Source organism: Nostoc sp. FACHB-892, from assembly GCF_014698795.1.
GTDB lineage: Bacteria > Cyanobacteriota > Cyanobacteriia > Cyanobacteriales > Nostocaceae > Nostoc.
Genome location: NZ_JACJTR010000007.1, coordinates 112,044 through 128,454, shown reverse-complemented (window position 1 = coordinate 128,454; position 16,411 = coordinate 112,044). Strand labels below are relative to the sequence as shown.

Here is a 16,411-nt window from a genome sequence, read left to right as displayed (position 1 = left end):
ACTTTTAAACCGCGAGCGCAGAGAGAAAAAAAGAGATTTTTCGAATCACCTTGAAAGAGCTAATTTTAATAGCTTGATTTGGGAAAATTGGTATTAGTCCAGTTTGTAAGCACTCTTAGCGAGGTCGTAAGCTAAAGCGCGGGCCATATCATACCCTTCCTCTTCCTCGACTAATCCCCGTGTTACCAATCCAGCTAACCAATTACAAGCTACTCGCCGCCAGACTGTATGACGAGCCGGAATAGAAACGAAAGCGCGGGTATCATCATTAAACCCGGCAGTGTTATAAAGTCCAGCAGTTTCCATTACCTGATTGAAGTAGCGTTCCATGCCATTTACGCTGTCATGAAACCACCAAGGCGGGCCAAGCAATACAGTGGGATAATGACCGGCTAGTGGAGCCAATTCTCGGCTGTAAGTGCTTTCATCCATGCCAAAAAGAATTAAACTAAAGCGCTTGTCATCACCGTAAGCTGACAACAACGGACGCAGATTTTGAGTCCATTCTATTTTCAACGGAATATCAGCACCTTTATCAGATCCAAACCTCTCAAAGAAAGCCGGGTTGTGGTTACGCATAACACCACAATGCATTTGCATCACTAAGCCATCTTCTACACTCATCCGAGCCATTTCCATGAATATATGACCGGTAAAATGCTCTACATCTCCTGGATTCAGCTTGCCGATTAATGCTCTAGAAAAGATAGCTTCTGCTTCGTGGTCAGAAAGGCGTGTGGTATAAGGTGTAGCCGCACTTTGATCCGTAGCCGTTGCGCCCATTTTTTTGAAGAAAGCCCGACGTTCTTCTAAAGCTTGCACAAAAGTGGCGTAAGTGCTAATTTCTCTACCTACAGCGCTTTCCAATTTAGTAAGATTTTCGCGCCAACTAGGAGCATCTAGGTTAACTACTGCATCTGGTCGAAAAGTTGGTCTGATTTGAGTAAAACCTTGTTCGTGGAGCGATCGCTGATTATCTAGGTTATCACTAGCTGCATCGGTAGTACAAAGCACTTCGATGTTAAAGCGTTTAAATAAAGCACAAGGGGAGAACTCAGGCAAAGCTAACAGACGTTCCAGGTAATCATAGATATGTCCGGCATTGCGAGAGTTTAAAGGTTCATCTACGCCAAAGACATTAGTTAGTTCGTCTTTGAGCCACAACCCGGACGGAGTACCTCGAAATAGATAAAAATGTTCGGCGAACAATTGCCAGATTTTGCGATGGTCTGTTTCTGTTGGTGCATCACTAGTAGGTATGCCCAAAGCTTGCAGAGGCACGCCCCGACTATAGAGCATTCGCAAAAGGTAGTGATCAGGGATAATAAATAATTCGGTCGGTGAACCAAAACGGGCTGCGGGATTAGCTAACAAGGCTGGATCAACGTGCCCATGTGGACAGACTAGGGGTAGCGCAGAGATGCTGTCAAAAAATTGATGAGCTAGTTGTCTTTGAACTGGTTCTGGAGAAAAGCAGCGATCGGGAGATAAACTTGGTTTTTTGGTTAACATAATTTTTGTTTGCTTAAAATTTTTAGTATTGCTGAGTGAAAATATGAATTTGCCTCATGCAGAAAGTAAGAATTTCCAATTTTTTCAATTCAGTTTGACTACCCAAGCCCCAGCCTCAAAACCAATGAACCAACGGATTAAAGTTTAGGGTGGAGTTATTGACGGTAGATATGGTTTAAGATGACTTTGTTAATGCTGCACTACTGCCACGCTGTAATAGAGAAGGAGATAAAACGCGGTTTTCTACAGTTTTTTCTTCTAATAAATCGAGTAACATTTGCATGGCATAGCCACCAATTTCTAACATTGGTTGGCTGACTGTCGTCAGTGCAGGTGTAACGTAACAGCCCAAAGCAATACCATCAAATCCAACCAAGCTTAAACTTCGCGGTACTAAAATACCTAGTTCTTGGCAGGCTAACAAAGCGCCGATCGCCACCATATCGTTGTAACAAAAGATGCCTGTTACCTCAGCAGCTAATAGTTTAAATAGCATTTGTTGCCCAGTCGTAACATCGCTGGTTCTGATATTCTCTTGGTCACTAATTGCAACCCAATCAGGATTTTGTGGTAAACCAGCTTCAGCAAGAGCCATTTGATATCCTTCTAGGCGTTGCTGATTCGACCTGCTGCGATCGCCTACACCTAGATAACCAATAGCGGTATGTCCCAGACTTATTAAATGCTCTGTGGCTAATCTAGCACCTAAGCGATCGTCTATTGCCACTGAGTGAAATATTTCTGATTGCTCTTCAGTCTGGCTGTTAATTAGAACTGTTGGCACTGCAATTTGTGTCAGTTGCTTAGTGTGCTGTTTACTAATTCGTGAGTCGGCTACTAAGATTCCGTCCACTCTCCGGCGATGAAAAGTATTTATAGCTGCTATTTCCTGCTCAAAATCTCGGTGTGAAGCACTTAACAAAACACTCAAGCCTGCGGGTCTAGCTATCTGTTCAATTCCATCTACTACCTCAGCAAAAAAGGGATCTGCTATTGAAGTTACTACTACTCCAATAGTATTAGTGCGTTTATTTTGCAAGCTTTGAGCGATCGCATTCGGCACATAGTTCATTTCTTGCGCCAGTTGCTTAATTTCTTCTCGCACTTTAGGGCTAATAAGAGCGTTATCTCGCAAAGCACGTGAAACAGTAGAATGAGAAACGCCTGCTCTCCGAGCAATATCTTCAATAGAAATTCTTCGTTTATTCATTTTTTATCTTAGAGGTTGTTTGAAAAGTTTTTCGTTGTGACTTTAGGCATTTTTAGATCCTCCTTAACCCCCTTAAAAAGCGGGGAACCGGAATCAAAGTCCCCCTTTTTTAGGGAAGCCACTGTGGTCTTCTCCCAAAGGGAGAGGCTAGCGCCTTCCGTAGAGAAGGGGTTTACCAAAGTGGAGCAAGTGCCGTGGATTTAGAGGATTTAGAACTTTTGATATCGGCAAGAGGACTTTTCAAACATCCTCTTAAGTTTTAATTATTGCACACGTGTGCATATATATTTTATTATAGAAAATAATCGTTATTTGTCAAACTGTAAAAAATTAACTAGGTGGACAAGTAGCTTGAGTAAATTGTTATCAGTAGTCCTGACTTCTACCTCGATTTCAATAACTTAACTTTTCTTAAGTAAAATATGATTAAGCAGTCAATGATTATTATCGTAATGGGTGTATCTGGCTCTGGCAAAACCACAATAGGAAAACTCTTAGCAGACTTGTTAGAATGGGAATTTAGCGATGCTGATGCTTTCCACTCGCCAGAGAATGTTGAGAAAATGCGGTGCGGTATCCCTCTAAGTGAAGCTGACAGGATGCCTTGGTTGCAAGATTTACAAACAGCTATAAAACATTGGCTGCAAGAAAATAAAAATGTGGTGCTGGCGTGTTCGGCTCTAAAAGATAGTTATCGGCAATTTCTGGTATTGGATAGCGAACGCATCAAGCTAGTTTACCTCAAAGGGTCTTATGAGTTGATTCAAAAGCGGCTGCAAGAGCGTAGCAATCATTACATGAGTGAAAAACTCCTCAACAGTCAGTTTAATACTCTTGAAGAGCCATTAAACATCTTATCTATGGATGTTGCACAACCACCCCAGATAATTGTCCAAAACATTAGAACGGCTTTAGGAATTTAGCTTATTGGTTACAAACGCAAGATTAAAATTAATCACGTCTTTACGAAAACAGGAACTTTTGGTAATTAAATTACGTCGGACGTAAATCTAAAGAAATTTTAAAATTAACCACATAAGTGGAGTGGTAGGAGAGAAAAAGTGTTTTTAAGATTAGCGCAACAGCATCAGGAATTCGCCCAAGACTTGGTAATGAACCTGCAAGCCTTGACAATTATACTTGAGCGGCGTGGCTATACTGCGTCTTGTTATATATGCGGTGACCAAATGCAGAGTGCTTCATTTATGGTTAGCCTGGGAGAAAAACACCTGATTCGGTTTTTAGTGTCTGATTACGGGATAACCTGGATGGAATTGTGGGACGATCGCGAATTAATGAAGTTAGAGGGTGCAGAAGCGATAAGCCAGTTACAAGAGTTGGCTAATATTGTTAAGCATTCTCTTGCTATACAATTGACGAATTGATGCTCCTCTGCATAGAGTTGATAAAAAAGATTAATATATATTATTTTGCCTACGTCTTTAAAATAAAAGATGAGCTTATATTTTAGTATACTTATGCCCGTTTAAGTATAAACGCGGTATAATTTGGTTGTTGCAGACAAGGCATCCAACAGATTTTATCTATTTTCGACATAGGAGTGAAAAAGATTATAGAGACGTTGCAATGCAAGGTCTTACAAGGGTTTCAGGTAACGCAGAATTAATTTCTGGAGATGTCTTTTGTCAACGTGTTACCTAATTGCTAATTTCTTCTGCTCCAAGCAAATTTAACAAAATACGACGAAAAGAAACTTAACACACGTTTTTGCACACGTGTGCAAAAATTAAAAATAAGTTCAATACAGGTTTTGCACACCTGTGCATAAGTTGGAGTGCGAAAGTACCATTTAACAAATCAATATCGACAAGTAAAAAGATATGTCTCAAACTCTAAATAATGCCATCGAACAAGCTCAAAACAATCCCTTACATTCGCTAGAAGAATGGGAAGAAGACTTGCTTAATCGCTATCCCGATCCGGACAGCATAGTTAAAGAAGGTAAAACCACCAAAGAGTACAGGAATTACGAAACGCCGACTAGAGACACCGTGAAAGAGTTTTATCGATTAAATCATATCAATCAAACATATGATTTTGTATTAGAGAAAAAAGAAGACTTTCTGAAGTTAGATAAGAAAGAAATGTCTGTCTGGGATGCATTAGAGTTTTTGAATCAATTGGTTGATGATTCAGATCCTGATACAAACTTAGACCAATTACAGCACCTATTGCAAACATCAGAAGCCATTCGCGCTGATGGCCACCCAGACTGGATGGTACTTACTGGCTTGTTTCATGATATGGGGAAAGTACTTTGCTTATTTAGTGAACCCCAATGGGCTACAGTAGGCGATACCTATCCTGTGGGTTGTGCATTTTCTGATAAGATTGTTTTTTCGGAATTTTTCAAACAAAACCCTGATTATAGTAACCCTATATATAACTCTTTATATGGTGTTTACGAGCCGAATTGTGGTTTGAGTAATGTACATATGTCATGGGGACATGATGAGTATGTATATTACATGATGAAAAACTATTTGCCCGAATCTGCATTGTATATCCTTCGCTATCACTCATTTTATCCTCAACATCGTGAAAATGCTTACGAACATTTAATGGATAAACACGATAAAGAAATGTTTAAATGGGTGAAGTTATTTAATCCCTACGATTTGTATTCAAAAAACCCTAATCCTCCAGACTGGCAAAAATTAAAGCCTTACTATGAAGATTTAGTGGCTAAATATTTACCCAAAACTTTGAAATTCTAAATCTTTCTTAGTAATTAAGGTAAACAATTTCAAACATTCCTTACAAATTATAACTGATTGAGCTTGTAGAGATTGCGAATATTTTTACCTAATGATGAATAAAAATTTTTCGGCAAGCCTAAACAGTAAGGATTCAGGTCATACCAAAATCTCTACAATCTTTTGCTGATAAAGGTTTCCGGGAATTAGTCACAAATTTACATTCTCAATAAGAATTGCGTAACGACTATATTTTCGTGCTTTATTGCGACTACAGGTATGTTAATAAGCGAAACTCAATTTTGAAACTGGCTCTGTGACTGAGTTTTAAACACCTGAATCCTTACCCTAAACAAGTAAAATATTTTTCAAGAACAAATAGTACATTGCCAGTTACAAACCTATAAAACATCTGTGCGGATGTCCTAAAGTTTATAGCTATTGGCTCAAATTTTCTTTAATTACCAGAGCAACTGAACAGACAATAACTACTTATTGCGTTCGTTATTTCACATCTTGATAACGGTGATAATAGGGTAATAATGACTTTTTTGGTATTTCTTCTCCCTATATCCAGAGAATTATTCTGATCGAGATATAACAAGATTAGCTCTGACCAATTAGTATAGCTAATAAGCACACCTGGCAGGTGTATTTGAGTAAACTCCAAAAATAAAACGCGAGGATTTTTATGTATGGTAATAGGCTATGTATTTCTGCCCATAAAGGATAGATTTAAAGCAAAATTTTTCCTCTGAGACGATTAACTTCCCTCAACTCAACTTGAGTTAAACGTATTAAGTTTTTTTAAACTCTACTAAGCTAAAAATTACTTAATTTTTCGCAGATACTCTAGTGGAAAAAATTTAAACTACATAGAAAGGGAATAGTTTTCTTGGTTTTGTAAAGTTCGATAAACGGGGATCATATTTACAATCATGCAGGTTAAACTGAAATAATCTAAAAGGAAATACAGATTTTCAATTCTCATAACATCAGGTTCTACTAATTTTAGTTAATATCTGTTTTTATTCCACACGCTTCCAAATGTATTTTCACAAAAAATGTGATTTTTTGAAGTAGTGTAACGCTCATAGTTTTGCTTTAAAAAATAAACTATCTAATTTAGGGCAATTAATAGCGCTAGCTCTAGTTAGGTCACATTATTAAACTTTTGGAAGGAGTTTAAATTGCCAAATCTAGTAGTACATAGGTTCTTTCTGAAATTTTTAGATTTAGCTCATCTTGTGATAACTTAGCAAACTTATCTTCTTTTGACCTTTTTGAATTTAAATCCGTTGTTAAAAATAGATGAATATGAAGAGATTTTCGCTCATACTGGGCATATTAGGTTTCGCTGTTGTTGGTTGCACAAATGGCGCTCAAAACGACAACACTGTTAATAATACTGGTACTAACACTGCTACCAACGCTAGTTTAGAGAGTCAGGCTAATGCTCCAAATAGAAAATTGCAAACAATCGGTGTCGCTTTGGGTGACTTAGGCAACCCTTTTTATAATGCAGTGCAGAAAGGGGCTGAGACAGAAGCGAAGAAAATTGGGGGTAATATTAGAGTTAATGCGGTTTCCAGTGCCTTTGATCTGAACCAACAAACTAATCAAATTGAAAATTTCACTGCTGCAAATACTGATTTAATTATCATCAGTGCAGTTGATAAAAAAGGAGTTAAACCGGTAATTGACCAAGCAAGGCTTGCAGGTAAGGTTGTGATTGCAGTAGATTCAGCCGTTGATGCAGATGTGGATGCAATGATTAGCTCCAACAATACCCAGGCTGGTGAGATTGCTTGTCAATATATTGCCGATCGCCTCAAAGGTCAAGGTAGTGTAGTCATCCTCAACGGGACTCCGATGGACTCAATAAATCAGCGAGTGAGTGGCTGTGAAAAGTCATTGTCCAAATATCCTGATATCAAACTCATCTCTAAAAACCAAAACGCAGAAGGTACTAGGGATGGCGGACTCAGAGTTATGAGCGATTTGCTCACAACCTTTCCGAAAATTGATGCCGTTTTTGCCACTAACGACCAAAGCGGTGTTGGTGCAGATTTAGCTGCTAGGCAAGCAAGACGTAATGAATTTTTTATTGTTGGGGTTGACGGTTCGCCAGATGCAACCAAAGCAATGGAAGACAAAGATGGTCTATTTGCTGCAACTGCTGCTCAAAATCCCGCCGGGATGGCCCAAAAAGCAGTTCAGTTGGGAAATGATATCATCCAGGGCAAAAAACTTGAGTCCTCTGACATTCTGATTCCAGTCAAGTTGGTTACCAGAGAAAACCTTAGCAGCTACAAAGGCTGGTAAGTTGTAATTCGTAATTCGTAATTCGTAATTTGTAATTCGTAATTACAACACACAGAAAAAGACTTGATACGGGAGGGTTGGAATCTTTGACCTTGTTTAAAAATACATCAGTTACAAATTGGGTGTAAATCAAAATGACTTTTAGGAGGTATATGAATGTGAGAAAGATTGTAATCGCAGCTAGCATACTAGGTATCATTAGTGGTAGCCTTTTCGGCTGTACAAATAGTTCTCCCGATGGCAACACTGCTACTAATACTGATACTACAACTGCTATCAATACTAGTGCAGAAAGTAAAACCGCCACTGGGAATAAAAAGTTGCGATCGGTTGCCTTCACCGTTGGCGATCTAAGTAACCCTTTCTTCGTTGTTATGGGCGAAGCAGTTGAGGCAGAAGCGAAGAAAATTGGCGGAAAAGATGTCAATGTTATTATAGCTTCCAGTGCCTATGACCTCAACCAGCAAGCCAATCAAATTGAAAATTTTACTGCTGCGAATATTGACATCATTGTTTTAAATGCTGCTGATAAAAGTGGAATTAGACCAATAGTAGAAAAAGCTAAACAAGCAGGTGCAATTGTCGTTGCCGTAGACACAGGTGCTGAGGGAGGTGTGGATGCCACTATCACTACTAATAATGTCCAAGCTGGAGAAGTGAGTTGTCAATATATTGCTGACCGCCTTAAAGGTAAAGGCAACGTAGTAATAGTTAATGGGCCGCCAGTGGACTCGGTGATTCAGCGAGTTAATGGCTGCGAGAATGTATTGTCTAAATATCCCGATATCAAAATCCTCTCTAAAAACCAGAATGCAGGCGGTAGTCGGGATGGAGGACTCAGAGTTATGACTGATTTGCTGACAACCTTTCCGAAGATTGATGCAGTTTTTGCTATTAACGATCCGAGTGGGGTTGGCGCAGAACTAGCAGCAAACCAAGCACAACGTAAAGAATTCTTTATTGTTGGAGTTGATGGTGCGCCAGAAGCAATCACTGCGATCGCTACTAAAGGTAGTTTATATGCTGCAACTGCTACTCAAAATCCGCGAGGAATGGCCCAGAAAGCAGTTCAAGTTGGCAACGACATCTTAAATGGTAAAAAACCTGAGTCACCTACCATTCTGATTCCAGTTAAGTTGATCACAAAAGATAATGTCAACACAGAAAAAGGCTGGTAAATAATAAAAATTGTGAATTTACAATTAAAAATTATGTCTAATCTGAGTTGAGTCTTTTGATACATTGACAGAGTTTTTGCACATACTCATGATGTATATATGCATCTGCGAAAAGTTCTGAATGTTGGAAGGCGACGTTCAGAACTTTCCAAAACAGCGATCGCTTTTTAAAACATGATTTTGTGATGATTTTAATTTCACATCAAATGTGAGTTCGTTAATTTTTAACTCACAATGCAATTTTTAAATTGTTTTTAGAGGTTCTGCTCATGACAACAACTACTGAAACCTCATATCCTGATACACCAACCACTACCCCTGTATTAGAAATGCAAGGGATTACGAAACGATTTCATGGTGTATCTGCGCTCCAAAATGTGAATCTTACGATTTATCCAGGAGAAGTCCACGCCCTCATGGGTGAAAACGGAGCAGGTAAAAGCACATTGATGAAAATCCTGGCTGGGGCTTACATTGCCGATGAAGGAGAAATTCGCATCAATGGTCAACCCTTCAAAATTACCGATCCGGCGACAGCACGTAAGGCAGGTATTAATCTCATTTATCAAGAACTGAATGTTGCACCTAATTTAACCGTTGCCGAAAATATGTTTATGGGTAGCGAGTTGCGGCGAGGTCAGTTTTTAGACCGCAAAGGGATGCAACTTGAAGCAGAGCAAGTGCTAGAAAGCCTTGGAGCCAATTTTACAGCCCAGACTGTAGTTGGTACCTTATCGATCGCAGAACAGCAGCAAGTAGAAATTGCCAGGGCGCTGAAAGACAAAAGCCGCGTTTTGGTGATGGATGAGCCTACAGCAGCACTGTCTGACCGCGAGAGTGAGCATTTATTTGAGGTAATTCGCAAACTACGGAATGACGGTATTGCCATTATCTACATCAGCCATCGGATGGAAGAAATCTATGCCTTAGCTGACCGGATTAGTGTGCTGCGCGATGGTCAATATATTGGCAGTCTCACACGCAGTGAAATTTCTCCACAGCGATTGGTGCAGATGATGGTCGGTCGCTCTATGCAAGACTTTTACGAACATCAACGGCAAATGCATACTGGCCCCGTGGTGCTGGAAGTCAGAAATATGAGTGATGCCCGCAAAAAGATTGAGCCAGCTAGTTTTGAACTTCATGCTGGAGAAATTCTTGGTCTAGCAGGGCTGGTTGGTGCAGGACGTACAGAACTATCACGGCTGATTTTTGGTGCTGACCGTAAAGCAAGTGGTGAAGTATTCCTGAATGGGATGAAGCTGGAAATTAATACGCCCAGTGATGCGATCGCTGCGGGAATTGGCTACGTCCCAGAAGACCGCAAAGATCAAGGTTTATTTCTGGAGATGAGCGCCCGCAAGAATATTGCCATCAACACACTTAAGCAGGATGCCAAAGCTGGAGTTGTTAATTGGAGTTCAGTTAATCGGCTGTCAACAGATGCGGTAGAAAACTTTAATATCCGCCTAGCCAATTTAGAAATTAGAGCGCTGGATCTTTCTGGTGGTAATCAGCAGAAGTTACTGCTAGCACGTTGGTTAGCCATTAAACCGAGAGTCTTGATGTTAGATGAGCCGACACGCGGCGTAGATATCGGTGCCAAAAGTGAAATTTACCGAATTATGAGCGAATTGGCAGCACAAGGTGTTGCTATTTTAATGGTTTCCAGCGAGTTATCAGAGATTGTCGGCATGAGCGATCGCGTCTTGGTAATGCGAGAAGGACAGCTGGTAGGTGAACTCGACGGCAGCCCTGGTAAAGAGATCACCCAAGAAAAGATTATGCACTATGCAACTGGAGCATCGGAGGTATCAGAATCATGAGTCAGACAGTCAGACCGCCTGCCAAGAAATTAGGCAACAATCCCGCACCCCGCAACCGGAAATCAATTAGCACTTTACTAGAAGTTGCGGGTATTCTGCCAATTCTAGTAATTATCTGCATCTTATTTGCATTCCTTTCTCCCAACTTCCTCACAGGCAATAACATCGTTAATATCTTGCGTCAGGCATCAATCAATATTGTGCTGGCGACAGGAATGACCTTTGTAATTCTCACCGGAGGTATTGACCTTTCAGTTGGGTCAATATTGGCTGTTTCTGCCGTAGTTGCCCTGCTAGTATCGCTACTGCCGGCTTTAAGTTGGGCAGCCGTGCCTGTTGCGTTGCTGGCAGGATTGTTTTTGGGCTTACTCAACGGCGCTCTCATCACCTTTTTGGATGTACCACCTTTTATTGTCACATTAGGTTCACTGACTGCCTTGCGGGGTGTGGCCTTTTTGATTGCTCAAGGAACAACACTGATTAACCGAGACATCAATTTTGCTTGGGTAGGTAATACCTATCTTGGCCCCTTTCCTTGGCTAGTGATAATTGCGCTACTGAGTGTGATAGTTAGCTGGTTTGTGCTGCGGCAAACTGTTCTAGGAGTGCAGATATATGCCGTTGGTGGTAACGAACGGGCAGCGAGATTAACTGGGATTAAAGTTAATCGGGTGTTACTATTCGTCTATGGTATTAGTGGATTACTGGCAGGTTTAGCAGGAATCATGAGTGCCAGTCGTCTTTATAGTGCCAGTGGCGTATTAGGTCAGGGTTACGAATTAGATGCGATCGCTGCTGTTATTCTAGGTGGAACCAGCTTCACAGGCGGTATTGGCACCATTGGCGGCACTCTTTTAGGTGCATTAATCATTGCTATTCTCAACAATGGTTTAACTCTGTTGAACCTATCTTATTTCTGGCAACTAGTCGTTAAAGGACTAGTAATTATTTTGGCAGTGATGATTGATCGACTCCGCAGACGTTCTAGACGGTAAAGAGGCAGGGAGCAGGGAGCAGGGAGCAGGGGGAGCAGGGGAAGAAATATTGATTATTAACCAATGCCCAATGCCCAATGCCCAATGCCCAATGCCCCATGCCCCATGCCCAATGCTCCATTCCCAATATATAAACAATATATAAACTATGACCTCCACTACTACTCGTCGTAAATCAAACACGTTTTATGTCGTTTTGATTGCTGGTGCTGCTGCCCTCGGCGGCTTTCTGTTCGGTTTTGACACTGCTGTAATCAATGGTGCAGTTGGCGCTCTTTCTAATGCCTTTAACGCCAACAGTGTATTAACGGGTCTTGCGGTGTCACTGGCATTGTTGGGGTCTGCGATAGGAGCCTTCTACGCAGGGAAAATCGCAGACCGCTATGGTCGAGTCAAGGCAATGGTAGCAGCTTCGGTGTTGTTTACCATTAGTGCCATTGGCTCCGGGATTGCCTTTGGAATCTGGGATTTTATCTTTTGGCGGGTATTAGGTGGGATTGCAGTCGGTGCTGCTAGTGTAATTGCACCAGCTTATATCGCCGAGTGTTCTCCTAGCCATTTGCGAGGAAGATTAGGATCTCTGCAACAATTAGCGATCGTAATTGGGATTTTCATTGCACTGCTATGTGACTACTTTATTGCGGTGTCAGCAGGTTCAGCTCAGGCACCGTTCTTGTTTGGCATAGCTGCTTGGCGCTGGATGTTTTGGACAGAAATTCCTCCAGCCGTACTTTATGGAATGTCAGCTTTAATGATTCCCGAATCCCCCCGATACTTGGTTGCTCAAGGGCGAGAACCAGAAGCTGCTAACGTTCTGACCAAGATTTTGGGGGGTGACGTACTGGCAAAAATTGAAGAAATTCGGCATACAGTGCTTCGAGAACGCGAACCCAGTTTTTCTGACCTCTTAAGCAGAAATGGTGGACTCCTTCGGATTGTTTGGATAGGAATAGGCTTATCTGTATTACAGCAATTTGTTGGTATTAATGTCATCTTCTACTACAGCAGCGTTTTGTGGCGTGCAGTCGGGTTTTCAGAGCAAGGTTCCCTAACAATTACGGTGATTACAGGAGCCGTAAATATTATTACAACACTGATTGCGATCGCCTTTGTAGATAAATTTGGTCGCAAGCCCTTGCTTATACTAGGGTCGATTGGCATGACTTTGACCTTGGGGACAATGGCTTATATTTTTGGCAACGCTCCCCTAGATGCGGCTGGGAACCCCAATCTCACCGGAAGCGCAGGTACTATAGCTCTCATTGCAGCCAATCTCTATGTATTTTGCTTCGGTTTCTCTTGGGGGCCAGTGGTTTGGGTGCTGTTGGGAGAAATGTTTAATAACAAAATTAGAGCCGCAGCACTTTCTATTGCTGCTGCCATGCAATGGGTTGCGAATTTCCTCGTTTCCACAACATTTCCTCCCATACTGCAATATTTCGGTCTAGGTTCTGCCTATGGACTCTATACAATTGCGGCAGCTACCTCATTCTTTTTCATCCTCTTTTTTATTAAAGAAACCAAAGGAATTGAGTTAGAAGATATGTAATTTGCATCCATCTAGTACTGCTGTGGCGTAATTCGTAATTCTGAGCTAAATCATTCGGGAAAAGTCATATCCCCGATTTCTTAAAAGAAGACCACGTTGGCTCGTCTTAATTCTCTCCCCGCTTGCGGGGAGGGAAGACAAAGCGTAGTTTTGGCAGGGTGAGGTTCTTCGAGTTTAATAAGCAATCAAGTCCCCAAAAGAGAGGCAGGGGGTTAAGTCTTTGATGAGTTTGATGTTTTGCATAATACTTTTCAAACCTCCTTTTAGTCACAGCAAGCTGAATTTAACGATGAAGTACGCTGTTAATTAATTCGATTTCTACTGCAACACTGTTTAAAAACTTTTTTCCATTTATCAATAATAATTTACTGATCTTTAGTGCTTAGAATATTCTGCTCATCAGGAATATTACTCAAATAACTATATACATAAGGTCAAAATTCAAAGGTCAGTTATTGATTGGGTACTTAAGTATTGATTACAAAAAGCTTAGTTTCTAAAATGTACTGACAAAAGTCTTAGACGAGGGATAGCTAGCTTTTAATGTAAGTTAATTACATACTTCTTTAGGGTAGCATCTTGTAGATAAGCAATCTCAAAACCCTTGCGATCGCTTGTGGAAAATTCTTTGCTAAGTATTTCTGACAATATTAGTGGGAATCGACAAAATAAGTGCGGTAGCTAGATTAAGTTAAGCTACGTTTACGCTAAAAATTGTATTAAAAAATCGCACCAGAATAAATTACCTGATAAGTTGATAAATGTAAGGCTAATCTGGTAGGACTCGGCTAGTAAAACGTCTACTTAGAGAAGTTTGAGTTCCATAGGAAATGGAACCATCAGATCACACTTCAAAATGATTTGAATCTTTATTACCTCTCAGCAAATAAGTAATTTGTTTCTGAGCGATTCCTTAACTACGAAGTCAGAATTTAACCATTTCAACTAATAAGTCAATGCTAAAAATTATTTTTCATAGCTTTTTTCTCCTATTTTTGGCAATCCCAGCAGTTTGGGCAGCACCTCCAGAAGATGATTCTAATGCAACAGATACTAATAGAAATTTGCAGGGACAAGTCAATTCTGTTTCACAGTTTTCTGATGTACAACCAACCGATTGGGCATTTGGTGCATTACAATCGCTGGTCGAACGCTACGGCTGTATTGCAGGTTATCCCAATTCCACCTATCGTGGTAACCGTGCCTTAACCCGTTATGAATTTGCCGCAGGTTTAAATGCTTGTTTAGATCGTATTAATGAGTTGATTGCCACAGCTACTAGTGATTTAGTTAATAAGCAGGACTTGGCAGTATTGCAAAAGTTGCAGTCAGACTTTGCAACCGAACTGGCAACTCTGCGCGGACGAGTTGATACCCTAGAGGCACGTACAGCAACACTGGAGGCGCAGCAGTTTTCCACTACTACTAGGCTGAATGCTCAAATTATTACCGCCATTAGTGATACGTTTGGTAATAGAGTAGGTGGCGAAGATGATGACTCCCGTATCTACTTTGCAAACCGGGGTCGTCTCAACTTTGAGAGTAGTTTCACAGGGAAAGATTTGTTGCGAGTCCGGCTGGAGTTTGGCAACTTTGCCAATTCTAATGGTACAAGCCAAATTGCCGCAGCCACAGGTACAGGCATGACACGCCTAAACTTCGACAACGACAGCAACAATACACTGATAATTCCCCACGTTCGTTATTACTTCCCAGTTAGTGAATCTCTTAACTTTGTTGTTGGGCCCACAGGTATTGGTTACACCGATATTTCAACCACCGTCACTCCCGCCACAATCGCTGACGACGGCAATGGGGTTCCCTCACTTTTTGGGTCATACAGTCCTTTATTCCGACGAGGTGGCGGGGGTGCAGCCGCTAACTGGAATATTACCAAAGACTTGACTCTCACGTTGGGCTATTTAGCCAGCAGTCCCAATGTGCCATCGGCTAGTAACGGCTTGTTTGATGGCGGCTACAATGCCCTGGCGCACTTAGCCTATTATGGTGAGCAAGGAGCTATTGGTATTGCCTACTCTCATGGCTATAGCCCTGGTGGAGTAGTTGATGTCACAGCTGGGACGGGTAGCACCTTGTCAAACGCTCCCTTTGGCAACAACATTGCTACTTCCAACGATATTGTCGGCGCACAGGGATTCTATCGCTTCTCCCCGAATTTCCAAGTCCACGGTTGGGGTGGATATATTTGGGCAAATGCCAAGAACTCCGGTTTGAGTGATATTTCTAATGGCAGGGGTGGAACAGATTCTCTATTTGTGAACAGTGGTGACAATGCCAACGTCTGGTTTGGGGCAATTGGTGTGTCGTTCCCTGATGTAGGGGGTAGGGGTAACTTGCCAGGAATTCTCTTTGGTATACCACCGCGTGTTTCTAACAGTGATGTTCGTCAAGATCGAGACACCGCCTACCATATTGAAGCATTCTATCGCTACCGCCTGAACGATAATATCTCAGTAACTCCTGGTTTTTGGGTGATTTTCAACCCAGAAAACGACAGTAGAAATGATACGCAGTATGTGGGTGTGCTTCGTACAACCTTTGATTTTTAACTGAAAGCGATCGCGGGAGTAGGTACTGGGAACTGGGGATTAGGGGCAGAGAGAAAACGCGAAGTAAGATAACAAACTTAATGTTAATCTTTACTCACGAGTATAAAAGACTCGCTCACGAGTATAAAAAACTCGCTCACGAGTATAAAAGACTCGTCCACGAGTATAAAAAACTCGTCCACGAGTATAAAAAACTCGCTCACGAGTATAAAAGACTCGTCCACGAGTATAAAAGACTCGTCCACGAGTATAAAAGACTCGCTCACGAGTATAAAAGACTCGCTCACGAGTATAAAAGACTCGTCCACGAGTATAAAAGACTCGTCCACGAGTATAAAAGACTCGCTCACGAGTATAAAAGACTCGTCCACGAGTATAAAAGACTCGCCGACGAGTATCAAAGACTTATTAATGAGGTTTAACTACTCATTCACGGAGTTCAAAGACTACAGCACTTATTGTTTGAATGCAGTACACCAGATACGCGGTAAGGGCACAGCATTGCTGTGCCCCTACGAATGCTTGTATT

The 16,411-nt window shown here is 41.3% G+C and carries 11 protein-coding genes; 9 read left to right on the top strand and 2 right to left on the bottom strand.

The window, feature by feature from the left end; genetic code table 11:
• Window positions 1–93 precede the first annotated feature (93 nt).
• Both uxaC and H6G96_RS12050 read right to left on the bottom strand, forming a co-directional pair.
• Entirely contained in the window at window positions 94–1,512 is a 1,419-nt protein-coding gene (uxaC, locus tag H6G96_RS12055) for a glucuronate isomerase (protein WP_190911670.1), read from the bottom strand.
• 175 nt (window positions 1,513–1,687) lie between these two features.
• Window positions 1,688–2,722, bottom strand: coding sequence for a LacI family DNA-binding transcriptional regulator (locus tag H6G96_RS12050; protein WP_190911669.1), 1,035 nt, complete (start codon window positions 2,720–2,722; stop codon window positions 1,688–1,690).
• 437 nt (window positions 2,723–3,159) lie between these two features.
• Between H6G96_RS12050 and H6G96_RS12045 the strand changes: the two genes are divergently transcribed.
• The 9 genes from H6G96_RS12045 (at window position 3,160) to H6G96_RS12005 (ending at window position 15,882) form a co-directional block, all read left to right on the top strand.
• Complete coding sequence (locus H6G96_RS12045; RefSeq protein WP_190911806.1) at window positions 3,160–3,645, top strand: gluconokinase; 486 nt, start codon at window positions 3,160–3,162, stop codon at window positions 3,643–3,645.
• A 138-nt stretch (window positions 3,646–3,783) separates the two neighbouring features.
• Window positions 3,784–4,107 (top strand): DUF1815 family protein, encoded by a 324-nt coding sequence (locus H6G96_RS12040; RefSeq protein ID WP_190732704.1) that lies wholly within the window; start codon window positions 3,784–3,786, stop codon window positions 4,105–4,107.
• A gap of 456 nt (window positions 4,108–4,563) precedes the next feature.
• Window positions 4,564–5,460 carry an inositol oxygenase family protein gene (locus H6G96_RS12035; RefSeq protein WP_190911668.1) on the top strand — a complete coding sequence of 299 codons (897 nt, stop codon included), beginning with the start codon at window positions 4,564–4,566 and terminating at the stop codon, window positions 5,458–5,460.
• A 1,296-nt stretch (window positions 5,461–6,756) separates the two neighbouring features.
• A complete protein-coding gene (locus H6G96_RS12030) occupies window positions 6,757–7,764 on the top strand; it encodes an ABC transporter substrate-binding protein (RefSeq protein ID WP_190911667.1) in 1,008 nt (335 codons plus the stop codon).
• Window positions 7,765–7,916: 152 nt separating this feature from the next.
• Window positions 7,917–8,942, top strand: a complete 1,026-nt coding sequence (locus H6G96_RS12025) for an ABC transporter substrate-binding protein (protein WP_190911666.1) — start codon at window positions 7,917–7,919, stop codon at window positions 8,940–8,942.
• A 269-nt stretch (window positions 8,943–9,211) separates the two neighbouring features.
• Complete coding sequence (locus H6G96_RS12020; protein WP_190911665.1) at window positions 9,212–10,768, top strand: sugar ABC transporter ATP-binding protein; 1,557 nt, start codon at window positions 9,212–9,214, stop codon at window positions 10,766–10,768.
• A complete protein-coding gene (locus H6G96_RS12015) occupies window positions 10,765–11,763 on the top strand; it encodes a ribose ABC transporter permease (protein ID WP_190911664.1) in 999 nt (332 codons plus the stop codon). The genes H6G96_RS12020 and H6G96_RS12015 overlap by 4 nt, the downstream gene beginning before the upstream one ends.
• A 148-nt stretch (window positions 11,764–11,911) precedes the next feature.
• Window positions 11,912–13,312, top strand: a complete 1,401-nt coding sequence (locus H6G96_RS12010; RefSeq protein ID WP_190911663.1) for a sugar porter family MFS transporter — start codon at window positions 11,912–11,914, stop codon at window positions 13,310–13,312.
• Between the two features lie 956 nt (window positions 13,313–14,268).
• Entirely contained in the window at window positions 14,269–15,882 is a 1,614-nt protein-coding gene (locus H6G96_RS12005) for an iron uptake porin (protein ID WP_190911662.1), read from the top strand.
• Window positions 15,883–16,411 lie beyond the last annotated feature (529 nt).

Bases quoted from the DNA above. Each gene is read 5' to 3' on its own strand.
- H6G96_RS12035 (WP_190911668.1), top strand. From the start codon at position 4,564: ATGTCTCAAACTCTAAATAATGCCATCGAACAAGCTCAAAACAATCCC.
- H6G96_RS12030 (WP_190911667.1), top strand. From the start codon at position 6,757: ATGAAGAGATTTTCGCTCATACTGGGCATATTAGGTTTCGCTGTTGTT.
- H6G96_RS12020 (WP_190911665.1), top strand. From the start codon at position 9,212: ATGACAACAACTACTGAAACCTCATATCCTGATACACCAACCACTACC.
- H6G96_RS12045 (WP_190911806.1), top strand. From the start codon at position 3,160: ATGATTATTATCGTAATGGGTGTATCTGGCTCTGGCAAAACCACAATA.
- H6G96_RS12010 (WP_190911663.1), top strand. From the start codon at position 11,912: ATGACCTCCACTACTACTCGTCGTAAATCAAACACGTTTTATGTCGTT.
- H6G96_RS12025 (WP_190911666.1), top strand. From the start codon at position 7,917: ATGAATGTGAGAAAGATTGTAATCGCAGCTAGCATACTAGGTATCATT.
- H6G96_RS12005 (WP_190911662.1), top strand. From the start codon at position 14,269: ATGCTAAAAATTATTTTTCATAGCTTTTTTCTCCTATTTTTGGCAATC.
- H6G96_RS12050 (WP_190911669.1), bottom strand. From the start codon at position 2,722: ATGAATAAACGAAGAATTTCTATTGAAGATATTGCTCGGAGAGCAGGC.
- uxaC (WP_190911670.1), bottom strand. From the start codon at position 1,512: ATGTTAACCAAAAAACCAAGTTTATCTCCCGATCGCTGCTTTTCTCCA.
- H6G96_RS12015 (WP_190911664.1), top strand. From the start codon at position 10,765: ATGAGTCAGACAGTCAGACCGCCTGCCAAGAAATTAGGCAACAATCCC.